This window comes from Methanosphaera sp. (assembly GCF_022768985.1).
Classification (GTDB): Archaea; Methanobacteriota; Methanobacteria; order Methanobacteriales; family Methanobacteriaceae; genus Methanosphaera.
The window spans coordinates 356,418-370,685 of the sequence record NZ_JALEKL010000009.1; the positions used below are offsets into that span (position 1 = coordinate 356,418).

Annotated in this window: 12 protein-coding genes; 5 read left to right on the top strand and 7 right to left on the bottom strand. The window is 31.2% G+C overall.

Annotated elements, in window-relative coordinates:
- Nucleotides 1-20 precede the first annotated feature (20 nt).
- From MRZ80_RS05005 to MRZ80_RS05020, 4 genes are all read right to left on the bottom strand, one after another.
- Nucleotides 21-1,508, bottom strand: coding sequence for a (R)-citramalate synthase (locus MRZ80_RS05005; RefSeq protein WP_292536786.1), 1,488 nt, complete (start codon nt 1,506-1,508; stop codon nt 21-23).
- A 51-nt stretch (nt 1,509-1,559) separates the two neighbouring features.
- Entirely contained in the window at nt 1,560-2,630 is a 1,071-nt protein-coding gene (locus MRZ80_RS05010) for a TIGR01177 family methyltransferase (RefSeq protein WP_292536788.1), read from the bottom strand.
- Nucleotides 2,615-3,784, bottom strand: coding sequence for an NAD(P)/FAD-dependent oxidoreductase (locus MRZ80_RS05015; RefSeq protein ID WP_292536789.1), 1,170 nt, complete (start codon nt 3,782-3,784; stop codon nt 2,615-2,617). Before MRZ80_RS05015 ends, MRZ80_RS05010 begins: the two co-directional genes overlap by 16 nt.
- A gap of 260 nt (nt 3,785-4,044) precedes the next feature.
- Nucleotides 4,045-5,082, bottom strand: coding sequence for a PH domain-containing protein (locus tag MRZ80_RS05020; protein WP_292536792.1), 1,038 nt, complete (start codon nt 5,080-5,082; stop codon nt 4,045-4,047).
- 131 nt (nt 5,083-5,213) lie between these two features.
- On the opposite strand from MRZ80_RS05020, the gene MRZ80_RS05025 reads away from it, so the two are divergent.
- Nucleotides 5,214-5,939: a UPF0280 family protein gene (locus tag MRZ80_RS05025; protein ID WP_292536794.1), complete on the top strand. Its 726-nt coding sequence runs from the start codon at nt 5,214-5,216 to the stop codon at nt 5,937-5,939.
- 90 nt (nt 5,940-6,029) lie between these two features.
- On the opposite strand, the gene MRZ80_RS05030 is transcribed toward MRZ80_RS05025, so the two are convergent.
- The gene (locus MRZ80_RS05030) at nt 6,030-7,163 is read right to left on the bottom strand and encodes a tetratricopeptide repeat protein (protein ID WP_292536796.1); all 1,134 of its coding nucleotides are present in this window, start codon (nt 7,161-7,163) and stop codon (nt 6,030-6,032) included.
- A 53-nt stretch (nt 7,164-7,216) separates the two neighbouring features.
- Nucleotides 7,217-7,930, bottom strand: a complete 714-nt coding sequence (locus tag MRZ80_RS05035; protein WP_292536797.1) for an anaerobic ribonucleoside-triphosphate reductase activating protein — start codon at nt 7,928-7,930, stop codon at nt 7,217-7,219.
- 310 nt (nt 7,931-8,240) lie between these two features.
- Here MRZ80_RS05035 and MRZ80_RS05040 point away from each other — a divergent pair, with 310 nt between their 5' ends.
- Nucleotides 8,241-8,711, top strand: a complete 471-nt coding sequence (locus MRZ80_RS05040) for a gamma carbonic anhydrase family protein (RefSeq protein ID WP_292536798.1) — start codon at nt 8,241-8,243, stop codon at nt 8,709-8,711.
- A 49-nt stretch (nt 8,712-8,760) separates the two neighbouring features.
- Complete coding sequence (hisC, locus tag MRZ80_RS05045) at nt 8,761-9,873, top strand: histidinol-phosphate transaminase (RefSeq protein ID WP_292536800.1); 1,113 nt, start codon at nt 8,761-8,763, stop codon at nt 9,871-9,873.
- A gap of 120 nt (nt 9,874-9,993) precedes the next feature.
- Here the strand turns inward: hisC and MRZ80_RS05050 are convergent, their stop codons facing one another.
- Nucleotides 9,994-10,449 carry an arginine decarboxylase, pyruvoyl-dependent gene (locus tag MRZ80_RS05050; RefSeq protein ID WP_292536801.1) on the bottom strand — a complete coding sequence of 152 codons (456 nt, stop codon included), beginning with the start codon at nt 10,447-10,449 and terminating at the stop codon, nt 9,994-9,996.
- A 329-nt stretch (nt 10,450-10,778) separates the two neighbouring features.
- On the opposite strand from MRZ80_RS05050, the gene lon reads away from it, so the two are divergent.
- Together lon and MRZ80_RS05060 are read left to right on the top strand one after the other, a co-directional pair.
- The gene (gene lon, locus MRZ80_RS05055; RefSeq protein ID WP_292536803.1) at nt 10,779-13,274 is read left to right on the top strand and encodes an endopeptidase La; all 2,496 of its coding nucleotides are present in this window, start codon (nt 10,779-10,781) and stop codon (nt 13,272-13,274) included.
- Nucleotides 13,275-13,420: 146 nt separating this feature from the next.
- A complete protein-coding gene (locus MRZ80_RS05060; protein WP_292536806.1) occupies nt 13,421-14,254 on the top strand; it encodes a bifunctional fructose-bisphosphatase/inositol-phosphate phosphatase in 834 nt (277 codons plus the stop codon).
- The last annotated feature ends 14 nt before the right edge of the window (nt 14,255-14,268 follow it).

Genomic DNA, 14,268 nt, shown 5'->3' on the forward strand with positions numbered 1-14,268 from the left:
TTCTCTCTCTTTTTGTAATATTATCTTCTTTTTTTATCTGTTATTATCTTATTTGCACCTTTAAGATATGCATCTACACTTGCCATTATAATATCAGGCTGTGTACTACGTGATGTAATTATCTTATCATCACATTTAAGTTTTACAACTACATCAATTAATGCATCTGTACCACCTGTTATTGCATCTACATGATATTCTTCAAGTGAAATATCTGCAACATCAACTAGGCATTTACGTATTGCTTCAAGTGCTGCATCTACAGGACCTACACCTACTCCTGCTTCTATTTTTTCTTTATTGTTAATACTTAGTTTTACTGATGCTGTTGGTGTTAGTTTATTTCCTGATACTGATGTATATTCCTGTAGTTTTAATGAATTTTCAATATCAATTGCTAGTATATCATCTACTGTTGCCTGCAGGTCTACATCTGTTACTGTTTTTCCCATATCAGAGAGTGCTTTGATTCTTTTAAATATTTCATTAAGTTGTGCATCTGTAACTTCTGTATTTGTTTCCTTAATTTTTTCATGTATTACATGTTTTCCCACATGTTTTCCTAGTATGAAACGACGACGATGCCCTACCTTTTCAGGCTTCATTGGCTCATAAGTTTCTGATTTCTTAAGTACACCATCTGCATGTATTCCAGATTCATGTGCAAATGCATTTTTTCCAACAATTGCCTTATTTGACTGAAGAACCACACCTGATATGTTTTCAACAAGCTGTGATATTTCATAGAATAATTCTGTTTTAATGTTTGTCTTCTTGTGATATAATGTATCTATTGCCATTATAAGCTCTTCAGATGATGTGTTACCTGCTCTTTCACCTAGTCCATTTATTGTTACATGTGCCTGGTTTGCTCCTGCATTTAATGCTGCAAGTGTATTTGCAACTGCAAGTCCAAAGTCATTATGGCAGTGAACACTCATTGGAACATTGAGCTTTGCAAGCTCGCCATAAAATTCATATGAACGTTCTGGTGTAAGTATTCCAACTGTATCACATGGACAGATACGATCAGCACCAGCATCTATTGTTTTAATAAATAATGACTTGAGATCATCAATTGATGTTCTTGTTGAATCCTCGGCTGATAATTCAACTATAAGTCCATGATCTTTTGCATATTCAACAGCATCTACTGCCATCTTTTCAACTTCAGGGCGTGACTTTTGAAGTTTGAAGTCAATGTGAAGATCAGATGATGGAATTACAAGATTTACACTATCAACGCCACAGTCTATTGCTGTGTCAATGTCAACTTTTAGTGGTCTTGCAAAACTACAAATTTCTGCATTTAAGTTGTTTTCTGTTATTAATTTTATACTTTGCTGTTCATCTTTAGATGTAATTGCAGATCCTGCCTCAACTACATCAACTCCTAACTCGTCAAGTTTTAATGCAATTTTAAGTTTTTCATTTGATGTTATAAGTACACCAGGAGTCTGTTCTCCATCTCTTAGTGTTGTATCAAATATTTTTATATTATCATGCATAGAGTTTCACCTCTCTTAAGTTATTTATTTTATAACTATGTTAATATAATTTTACTTTTTCATTAAAACTGTAATAATACGTGTAAGACTTTTATGCATTCTTATTGAATGTTGTTCTAATATTTTAAGTGGTGTATTTTCAACAACCTCATAAAGGTCAATGTAGTGTGGTGATGCCATACAGATATATCCATCATCTTTAATGTATTGTGCTATTGAATTTAAAGCCTCTGTATAGAGTTGTTTTGTATCATCTCCACCAAGAGTTGTTGATATTCCATATGGTGGATCCATTGCAACAGCATCTACTGTTTCATCAAGGTCAAGTTTACGTACATCTTCCCAGTAGATTTTAAAGTCTTCAAATCCTTCATGTGCAATGTTAAGTTTACTTCCCTCATACATACATTTTTCAATGTCAGATCCTATTAATTTAACACCAAGATCTCCTGCCTCAATTAGTATACCACCAGTTCCACAAAATGGGTCAAGTACTGTATCTCCCTTATGGGTACGGGCAAGGTTTACCATACAAAGTGCAAGTTTTGGACTCATTGACCCTGGATGGAAGTATGGTCTTTTATGTGGCTTATTATCAAAGAAGTGTTTTTTATCTTGTTCAATAATTTGACGTGTAATTATTACTTCATTGTATCCTACAACTTTTGATTCTTTAAATTCATTAACTTCAAGTTTTGGATTTGTATATACCAATTTTATTGTACAATCAGCATTTGTTAAATCAACAGGCATCTGTGATTGTTGTTTAATATATCCTCCAATGTATCGTTCAATTGAATCTTTATCAACATCACCATTTCCCATTCTTTTAACACGTACCTTAAATGATGAGTTAACATATTCACTCCAGTCTACATCTTTAACTGCATTATTTAACTCCTCAGGTGTTGTTCTTTTAATTGTTTGGAGTATTTCATGAGTATATCCGAGGTGTGATCCAAGCTCAATTATATCATCCTCAGATGCAGGTGTTGTAAATGTTATAACACCAGGATATTCTGATGTAATTTCATATTCAATATCTAGAGTTTCAAGTCTTGCAAGTAACTCAGCTTTTGGTAATGTTTCATTTTCCTGTGATAATATTACTGTGATTTCCATATGTTTTTAAGTCTCCTTATACCTATTTTGGGTAGTAATTTAAATATTACTCCACTTTTTATTAATTCTTTAATAAGAATGCTTTGATCATCCATATCTCCATATTTTGAAATTATCTTATCTGCTTGACATTCTTTAAGTTGTCTGAACATGAAATTAACATCATCTTCTGATAGATCTTCAAGAATTTTCTGTACATTTATCTGTGTTTTAAATTCATTATCATAACGTTCATGGTACTGCTTTTCATACCTTAAAAGATAGTTATTGTCATGTTCTTTAAGCATTAAATCAGAGTTTTCAGCAGCAATTTGTGCTGAATTAAATCCTGCAATTAATCCTCCACCTGTTGTAGGTTTAACTTGACTTGCTGAATCTCCAAGAAGAATAGTATTATTTTTAACAATACACTTTTGTGGATTAAATCTTGGTATTATACCATGTGATTTATCAACTACCACATCTGTACTTTTTAGTGCTGAATTAAGAATCATCTCAGCTTGAGTATATGACCCATTTGTAAATAGTCCTACTCTTTTTTCCCTGTAGCTTACAGGAATACTCCATATAAATCCTGGAAGAATGTTCATATTAACATTTATGTCAAGAAAACTAGTATCCTCATTTAGTGTACTTACAATGTATTGCATTGCAAGAAATGATTCATCCTCAACTTCTGGATTCATCTTCTTTGCTGTTTGACTATTAGGACCACATGATACAGCAATAATATCAGATGAATATGTATCATCTTTTGTTTTTATTGTTGTATTTTCAATATCAACATCATACACTCGTGTTGAATAGAAAACATCAACTCCTGCATCTTCTGCACGATTTGCCAGGTATTTATCATAGTATATTCTATCTATTACATATGCTGCTGTGTCCTGTTTTGATACTGTTATTGATGTCATATCAGGTGATGTGAGATTTGCTCCTTGAATTTCATTATCTATAAATTCTCTTGGCAAGTTTTTTGTCTTATCTATGTTTGTTGAAACAAGACCTGCACATTGTAGTGGATGACCAATTCTATTTTTCATATCATATAATGCTACATCATAGCCCATCTTTGCCATTTTATATGCATATGTTGATCCTACTGGTCCTGCACCAACAACTATTATATCATAATCTTTCATGTTTTTCATTCCAACTTAAAATCCATAATTAAAAAATAATTTAAATTAGTCTGTACTTAATCCTGCTATAAAATCTTCACATTTTTCAAGAATATGTTTAAAAATTAGAAAAAGTTTTAATATAGCATTTATTTATGTTTTTTATTATAAAAAAAAATTTTCCCTTTTTTTTATATTAGTAAAATAAACAATTATCTTATCTCTTATTTTATATAAAAAGAAGATTAAAAAGGGGAAAGTAGAAAAAATTTCCCATCCATTACAATTTTCTACTTTTTATTATATTTTTTAAACATCTGTGAATGTTTTTCAAGTATTACTTCTTTTTCCTGTTTTGATTGTTTATTTTTTACTTTACGATCATTAAATCGTTTCTTTAATGAATTACTGTCGTCCTGGTAGTTGTTATCCTGGTAGTTGTAGTTTGGCTCATCATAGTATTGTTGTTGTCTTCTTGGTTTTGATTTAGGTCTAGGTTTTTGATATGATGAAGGTTTCTGGTAGTAGTCCTGTTGTTGTGGTGGATTGTAGTGTTGTTGATAGTTATCATATTGTGGTTGTCTATTGTCATATCTGGGCTGTTCATAGTTACCAAAATATTCAACATCTGAGTATTGTGAATTATCTACTGGAGGTTGGTTTCTATAGTTGTTATGATTGTTATCATAGTATCTGTCATTGTTTTCATATCTTGGATTATATCCATGATTTGGAGTTAAATATCCTCCCATATATGAATCATGTAGTTGCTGTTGTTGTGAAATTAACTCTTCAACTTCCCTTGGATTTGGTGTATCATCAAGTATTATCTGTGAATTGTCATGTCCACCATAAACTATTACATCACCAACATTAAGAAATCTTTCAAGTATATTTTGGGAAATTTCTATATCTTGTATTTTTGCATATGGCATTGAAAGTTTTTCACGTCTGAAAAGTCCACGATTTATTATGATGTGTGATTTTGTAAGTATATATTCTGTATTGTTACGATCAAGCACGTCAAGTCCTAGTTTTATTATAACAATTAGCATTGCAACTCCATCTGCAAGTTCGGCAATTGTTGTAAGTTGTGGTATTTCAAGGTTAAATGTTGTCATTAATACAAGCTGTATATGTGCTGCTAGTGCAATTAGTGGTACAAATAGAAATGCTAGTATAAATACTACAATTATCTTAGTTATAAAGTTATCAGGATATGTTAGTAAGTTTGGCTTTGTTTTAAATATTACATTTGCCTCATGAGGATCTTCTATTCTGTGTCCTTGATTGTTATTTTCAACTCTTTGTGATGGTTTAGGCATCATTTTGAAACATTTCCCTCCCTTTCTATTTTTTATTCATTATATGTATATTATATTAGTTTAATTAGATTATATATTTTAGTAAAATAAAATATAATTTAAATCAATAAAAAATTGAGGATGTGCTAATTTTAATGATATACAAAGAAGATATAAACATAGAAGATAGTCATATTCACTTTAGTTGTGATGTAAAAGTTGACATTAAGCCATACATTAAAAATTTGAGAAAAATAATAGAAGATGAAATAAAAGTAAATCCAGAATTTATAGGATATACACCATCAGATGTAATAGGTGATGCAAGAATTTTAAAACTAATGCAAAAAGCTAGTACTATTGCAGATACAGGACCTATGGCTGCTGTTGCAGGAAGTATAAGTCAGATGTGTATGGAGTATGTTAATTCAAGTTTTGATTCTAACTATGTAATTGTTGAAAATGGTGGAGATATATCACTTAAAACAAATAAGAAAACAATAGTAAGTGTTGATGCAGGAAGTAGTAATGTATATACAGATAGCTTGGCATTTAAAGTTAAAGAAAAAAGGAGTGGATATGGCATTTGCACATCAGCAGCACATGGATCATCTGAAAGTTTTGGAAATACAGATGCAACAATAGTATTTTCAAAACAATGCAGCATCTCAGATACACTGGCAACACAGATAGCAAACCATGGCATAGGTAGTAGTGGACGTGAAATACTTGAAAATGCACTAGTATGTGCTGATGAATATAATGAATTCTATGATGGTGTTGTTATAATAAAAGATGAATACATCACAAAAGTGGGACATATTCCAAAGTTTGTCATGATAGATGATGAATCTCCTAAAAATACATATGAAATCATATAATAATTCATCAAAAAAAGATAGATAATATTTAAAAATATAAAAAAATAGTAGTATATGAAAAAAAAGGAGAGTAGAATAATTATTTCATTTCTATAAGTTGTCAAGACATACATCACGAAGTACAACTGCATCAGCATTGTTTGGATAAAATACAAGTACTTTATTGAAGCATTCTATTGCATCATTAAATCTGTCAAGTTCCATGTATGCAACACCCTTATTATTAAGAATTATAGGATTGTTCTCATCAACTTTAAGAGCATTATCATAGCATTCAATAGCCTCCTCATAACGACGAAGATCAAGAAGAGTATTAGCCTTACTTGCCCATATATTTGAATCATCCCTATCATCAAGACATAACTCAAGTGATTTATCATATGATTTTAATGCTTCCTCACCCCGATCAAGCATGTTAAGAATTGTTGCACGTTCATTCCACACATCAGCATCAGATGCATCAAGCTGGATAATATAATCAAAGTATTTCAGGGATGTTTCAAGATCATTTAACATCTCATATATTATACCACGCCAATATAATATGGTTGTATTTTCACCATTAAGTTTTAGTGCTTGTGTATTAAACTTTAATGCCTTTTCAGGTTCACCCTTATTAAGATATGCTATTGCAATATTATTGTAGATATATTCATTGTCAGGGTCAAGCTTTATTGCACGCATGTAATGTTTTATTGCATCACCAAACTGTCCAAGACGTGAAAGATTATCACCTATACGATTTAGGAGGTTAACATCATCTGCATCGTATTCAAGTGCTGCCTTATAGCATATTGATGATTGTTGATATTTTCCCATATCAAAGAGTACATCTGCCTTTTTTATAATCATATTTTTCTGATTTATTGCAGAGCCTTCCCATTGACTTACATGTAGTTTGTGAAAGTCAAATACCTGGAATTTATCATCATCTGCTGTGTTATTAGGATACTGCTTTTTAAGGTCTCGTTCTAATTCACGACTATTTTTATATCCAAGCTTTTCTATTATCTTTGAATCCTTCTTTATCTCGGCAAATGTCTTTATTTCTACATGATTTACCTCGGCTTCAAATAGCTTTTCTCGCTCCTTTGAGAGAATATTCCAGTAACAATAGAGTCGATCACCTGGATATAGTGGATGTTTCCACAAGCGTCTAAGAGTTGTATTTCTCTTTCCACTTATAAGATCAATATCTTTGTTAGATAATAATAAAATTGGCATTTTAAATTGTTCCCATTATTTTGTATTTATTTTAATATAAAAAAAATTCATTTTTATTTTATTTTCTGATTTCCAAATTGTCCAGATTTAAGATGAAGTGATGGAATATGATTTGTATCAATACTCATTAGAATATCATGTAACTCCTCAGGATTAGGCTCATCAACAGAAAGCAAGCTTACATCGTATGTTGCCCTGTTTCTAAATTGCTGCAGTGTATACTGGTTACATCTAATCTGGCTTACTATTGTTTCAACATCTTCTGGTGTTAGAAGTCCTGGAACATATGTTGTTCTACATTCAAGGAAAACATCATGACTTAGTATTATATCTATTGATTTTTCAATCCTCTCTTTTACATCATTAGGGTAGATGTCTGTGATTTTATAGTACTTATCAAGTGGTGCTTTAATATCCATTGCAACATAGTCAATATCATCAATTACATCAATTAATTTATCAGGATGAAGACCATTTGTGTCAAGTTTAATGAGTAAGTCTGCATCTTTTGCCTGGGCTATAAATTGTTTTATTACATCAAGATGTAGTAGTGGCTCACCACCACTTAATACTATCGCATCAATAAAGTCAATATTTTCATCTACTTCATCTTTAATTAATTCAACTTCCATCTTATTTAATGTGTCATATTTTATAAGTTGTGGATTGTGACAAAACTTACATCTAATATCACATCCAGGCGTAAATAGTACAAGTGCCATCTTTTTTGGATAATCAAGGGATGAATAAACAGGTTCTATATTCATAAAATCACAAATAAGTATATTTTTACATATTTTATATTATTAAAGGTATTTTTTTAATATAAATGAATTTTTTAATCTAAGTTATTATTTATATTTTAATATATTTAAATAAAATTCTAACAAATAATTATATACTTCAAATAAATACCAACCACCTAGTTTTTAATTATACAAGATAATATAGTATTAACATAGATAAAGTATTTTAAAATTATAAAATAAACAATAAAATATCAAACAAACAATAAAATTTTTAGAATATTATATAAATTTAACTAAATATTAATAAAAATCTTGGAGGTAAAAACTTATGGCAAAAAATGAAGCAAGAATATATGATGGAGCAAAAATCATTGGAGATGTAACACTAAAAGATGATGTATCCATATGGTATAATGCTGTAATTCGTGCAGATCATGAACCTGTAGAAATTGATGAAAATTCTAATGTACAAGATAACTGTACAATACATGTAACAGAAGGATATCCTGTAAAAATTGGAAAAAATGTATCAATAGGACATGGAGCAATAATTCATGGATGTACAATAGATGACGATGTACTAATAGGAATGGGAGCAATCATACTCAACGGTGCACACATACCTAAAAATTGTCTTGTAGGTGCAGGAGCACTAGTTACAGAAAATAAGACATTTCCTGAAAACTCACTTATTATAGGCTCTCCTGCAAAAGCTGTACGTCAACTAAAAGATGAAGAAATAGAAGGTATTAAAGAAAATGCAATGGAATACTACAAACTTGCATTTGAAGATGAATAAAATAAAAAAAATTAGAAGAAAAGTATAAAATAGAATTTTAGTGATTATAATGGTAAAAACAAGAGCAGTAATAGATGAATACGACACATACGTACCTGGACGATCAAAAAAGGAAATTACAGATAAATATGGAATAGATGCAGATGATATTCTTAAACTTGGATCAAATGAAAATCCATGGGGAGCATCAAAAAAGGCACAAAAAGCAGTTGCAGAGTGTGCAATTGAGATGAACAGATATCCTGAATCAAACCATGAATATCTAAAAGAAAAAATAGCACAATATGCAGGAGTACGCCAGAACCAGGTAATTGTAACAGGTGATGGTGCTGATGAACTTCTTGATATTATAGCAAAAACATTAATATCAGAAGGTGATGAATTTATTGTTCACCCTCCAACATACACCTACTATGAATATACATTTAAATTATACAATGCAAAACCTGTATATGCACGCTGGGATGTAGAAACAAACACACTTGATGTAGACTCAGTTCTCGATGCAATTACAGATAAAACCAAGGTAATCTTCCTATGTACACCTAACAACCCTACAGGTGGACTTATAAGCCATGATGATATTGTACGTATAGTTGAGGCAACAGATGCTCTTGTAGTAGTAGATGAAGCATACTGGGAATTTGCAGAAGTTAACAATGTAGACTTACTTGATAAGTATGATAATGTACTTCTTCTTAGAACATTTTCAAAAGTAATGGGTCTTGCAGGTCTTCGTGTAGGATATGGTCTTGCAAGTCCTGAACTTCTCGAGAAAATTTCAAGAATAAAACCAGTTTTCAGTGTTACAGTACCATCACAAAAGGCTGTTCTTGCAACACTTGATGATAAAGAATATATTGAAGAATCAACAAGAAAATCAATTGAAGAACGTGAATACTTATATGAAAGTGTAAAAGCTATTGATGGACTTGACATCTATGCATCTAAGTCCAACTACCTTCTTGTAGATCTTCATGATAGTGGATATACTGCAGCTGAAATTACAGAAGCTCTCATGAAACGTGGAGTTATTGTACGTGACTGTACTAGTTTCCGTGATCTTGATGAATACTATATGAGAATTAGTATAGAAACACATCCTAAAAATGAGAGATTTATTGAAATTCTAAAAGAAGTAATTGATGAAAGAAGAAATTAAATAGGATTTTCTTTTAATCCTTATATTCTCCCCCATATTATATTTTTTTTTATTATGAAAAAAAAGGCTATTTTATTTTTATTATGTAATTATTTTTATTTTAAGATGATAGTAGTATTTCTAGTGTCTTTTTGGGTCATGATATACTAATGCTGCAACAACACTTGCTTTATCTACTACTGTGTGGGTTTGTGTGATACATTGATAGTCTATCATTTCAAGATTTCTTTTCTCAAGCATATATTCTGCCATAAATCTTGCCTCTTTTTTAAGTTCCTCAACTGGTCTGTTAATTCCCTTAGTTTCAACTACACATCCCATCTCAGATGTTGTTGCATATGCTATTACAGCAGTTATTTCATCTCCTGGATTGTCTGAGTATTGATGTGATAGTACACAGTTTGTCATTTCACCTGGTTGTAGATCTGGCATGTCAACTACTTCAACATCAGCTGGTAGCATGCTTGATACTGGTATTAGATTTACATTTCCAATATCAGCTTCTAGTAATGCATTGTCAAATGCATTTAGTTTTGTTGGTCCTTCTGATGCTCCTTTTGTTAGTGATATTTTCATTATTTCCTCATCCCCTTAAATTCTATTGTTTTATTTTTTTATATTCTATCATCTTTATTTTATAGTATTTTATTTTTATAATTTTTTTTATTGGGAAAGTCATATATTTATGAATAAAAATAAATAATATTTTAGTAACAAATGGTTATAAAAATAGAAAAAAGTATATGAATAATTCAAAAACTAATATAATATATATAATAAAAAAATCATGAAAAAATAGAAAAACCATCCACACCCCACTAAAAAATATATAATATATACAAATTTCATTCTAATACCCACAAAAAATATAGTATAAAAAAAATGGATAGGAGAACATAAAATACATGACAGATGAAAAACTATCATTTACACAAAAACTCAGAAAAGAAAATGAAATAATAACAGACATACAAGAACTTGACATACAAAAATCACAACAAATAAACACAACAACACAAGATGACATAGATGATGATGCAGAAAAACTACCAATCATACTAATACCAAACACAATACTACTTCCACACACAGATATGACACTAAACCTTGACAAAGCACATGCAGATAAAATACTATCAGTTGTAAATGACGACAAACAAGGAATAATACTCTCACCAAAAAGACTACCAAATGCAGATGCACAAGAAGTAGAATTCTACGACATAGGAGTAATACTAGAAATAAAAGATCTAAGCCAGATGCCAGAAGAATACCTAGTAGAGCTCAAAGTAAAAGATAAAGTAGAAGTAACAAAAATAACAGAACAACACGGAGTATTCTATGGAACATACCAAACAGTAGCAGAAGAAGACAACATAACACCAGAGGAAGCAGAAACAATCAATGAAAGCATCAATGCAACAGTACAAGTAATATCAGGACTCATACCAAATTCTGGTGAATATGCAAATAAAATAATAGAAAAACAAGACACACAAACCAAAGTTGCAGAAGTATTCCCATACCTTAAAACAACACTAGCAAAAAAACAAGAACTACTCGAGATGGAATCAACAAAACTACGAGCACTAAAAGTAACACAACTACTCGTTGAACAAAAAGATGCAATGCTACTACAAGTAGAAATAGCAAAAAAACTCAATGAAAACATGACAGAAGCTCATAAACAAAATCTTCTACGAGAACAAATGAAGATGATACAAGAAGAGCTAAACATGACACAAGACGAAGAAAGTGAAACAAAAACATACCGTGAACGTATCATGGAAGCAAAGCTCCCAGAAAAAGTAGAAAAAGCAGCACTAAAAGAGGTAGTGAAACTTGAAAGACAAGGACAAAACAACTCAGAAGAAAACATAATACGAAACTACCTTGACACAATACTAGAACTACCATGGCACAAAGAAGAAAAAACAGAAATAGACCTAATCAAGGCAAGAGAACAACTAGATAAAGATCATTATGGTCTTGATAAAATAAAAGATCGTATCATTGAACATCTAGCAGTACTTAAACTTAAAGGTGAAAAACAGGGAAGTATACTACTGTTTGTAGGACCTCCTGGAACTGGAAAAACAAGTCTTGGACGTAGTATTGCAGATGCACTTAACAGACCATACATACGTGCAAGTCTTGGTGGAATAAAAGATGAATCAGAAATACGTGGACATCGCAGAACATACCTTGGTGCAATGCCAGGACGTATAATACGTGGAATGCAAAATGCTGGAAAATCAAATCCAGTATTTGTACTTGATGAAGTAGATAAGATGACAGAATCAATAAATGGAAATCCAACAAGTGCACTTCTTGAAGTACTAGATCCTGAACAAAATGATTCATTCTCAGATCACTACCTAGAGGTAGGATACGACCTATCTGATGTATTCTTTGTTGCAACAGCAAATTCACTTGATGGAATACCAGGACCACTACGTGACAGACTTGAAATAATAAATCTTGACAGCTATACTGCAAATGAAAAACGTCATATTGCAGAAGAACACCTTATTGATGATGTACTTGATGAACATGGACTAACACGTGATGATATTACAATTACAACAGATGCTGTTGATATGATTATTGAAAAATATACACGTGAAGCAGGAGTACGTGGACTTAAACGTGAAATTGCAACAATAGCACGTAAAATTGCACAGAAAATCATAGAAGATGATGGTGATGAAAGTAAAAAGCCATACATTGTAGATAAAGATGACCTTCATGACTTATTAGGACATGAAAAAGCACACTATGACAAAGTTGATGATGAAAATCCAGCTGGTGTTGTAACAGGACTTGCATGGACACCAGTAGGTGGAGATGTACTTTTCATTGAATCTATAATGACACCAGGGGAAGGAAAATTAAAACTTACAGGACAACTTGGAGATGTAATGAAGGAATCTGCACAAATTGCACAAAGCCTTGTTAAATCAAGACTTGCAGATGTACTTAAAGATTCAAGTATTGATGAAAAAGACATACACATCCATGTTCCTGAAGGTGCAATTAAAAAAGATGGACCATCAGCTGGAGTAACACTACTAACTGCAATAACATCACTTATCACTGGAATTAGTGTAGATTCAAAAATTGCAATGACAGGTGAAATATCACTACAAGGAAAAGTACTCCCTGTTGGTGGAATAAAAGAAAAAGTAATAGCAGCTCATCGTGCTGGAATTAAAAAAGTACTACTACCATGTGAAAATGAAAAAGACCTAGAAGATGTTCCAGATGAAATTAAAGATGAACTTACATTTAAATTCATGCATAACATTGATGAGGTACTTCTTGAAGCATTAAATATTAAAATTCCAGAAAATAAAAAACTTGACATTAACCAAGATGCACTTGATGCTATGAAAATATAAACACCACTCCCCTTTTTTTCTATTTTTTTTTAATCCCATTTTTTTATAAATAATTGTAAATTTCTTCCTTTTCATGTTAATTTAATAAACTAAAAAATTTATACATATTATTATATTAGAATATCAAAAAGTGATGTGTAATAAATATGAATGATGAGCAAATAGAGTTTTGGTTAAATTTATCTGAGGAAATTTCATACAATGTTGAAGATGCAATAAACATGGCATCAAAGGATCCTGATGTTGCATCAATTACAAAGATAGGAGCAGATGGAACACCAACACATAAAATCGATGAATATGCAGAAAATGCGGCGATAAAGACAATAGAAGCGACAGGAAAATCATTAATACTAATAAGTGAGGAAATTGGAACAGTAAAGATAGGAGAAGATACTCCTGAAGTTGTTCTTATAATGGATCCACTAGATGGTACAACAAATGCTCTTAAACACATTCCATGTTATGGTATTTCAATTGCAATAGCAGAAAATAGCAGAGCATCAATTGATGATATTACAATGGGAGATATACAGATAGGATATGTTAAAAACTTTGCAAATGAAGATACCTACATTGCAATAAAAGGACGTGGAGCTAAAAAGAACAATGAAGAAATGAAACTATCAGGTATTTCAAAGCTTTCTGAGGCAACAGTATGTAACTATGTATATCGTGAAGATGCAAATGAAGTTGCAAAGATAATTTCATGCTCAAGACGTATGCGTCTTATGGGAGCTATAGCTGTTGAAATATGTTATGTTGCAGATGGAACATATGATGTATTTCTTGATACAAAATCAGTAAGACTTCTTGATATTGCAGCAGCACAACTAATACTAAAAGAAAATGGTGGAATTGTATCTGACACCGACACTAATGAACTTGCAAGTAGTCTTAAATTAATGGGTAAAACATCAGTAGTTGCAACTACAAATCAAAATATTCACAATGAAGTAATTGAACTAATTAACAACTAAAAAAATATAATAAT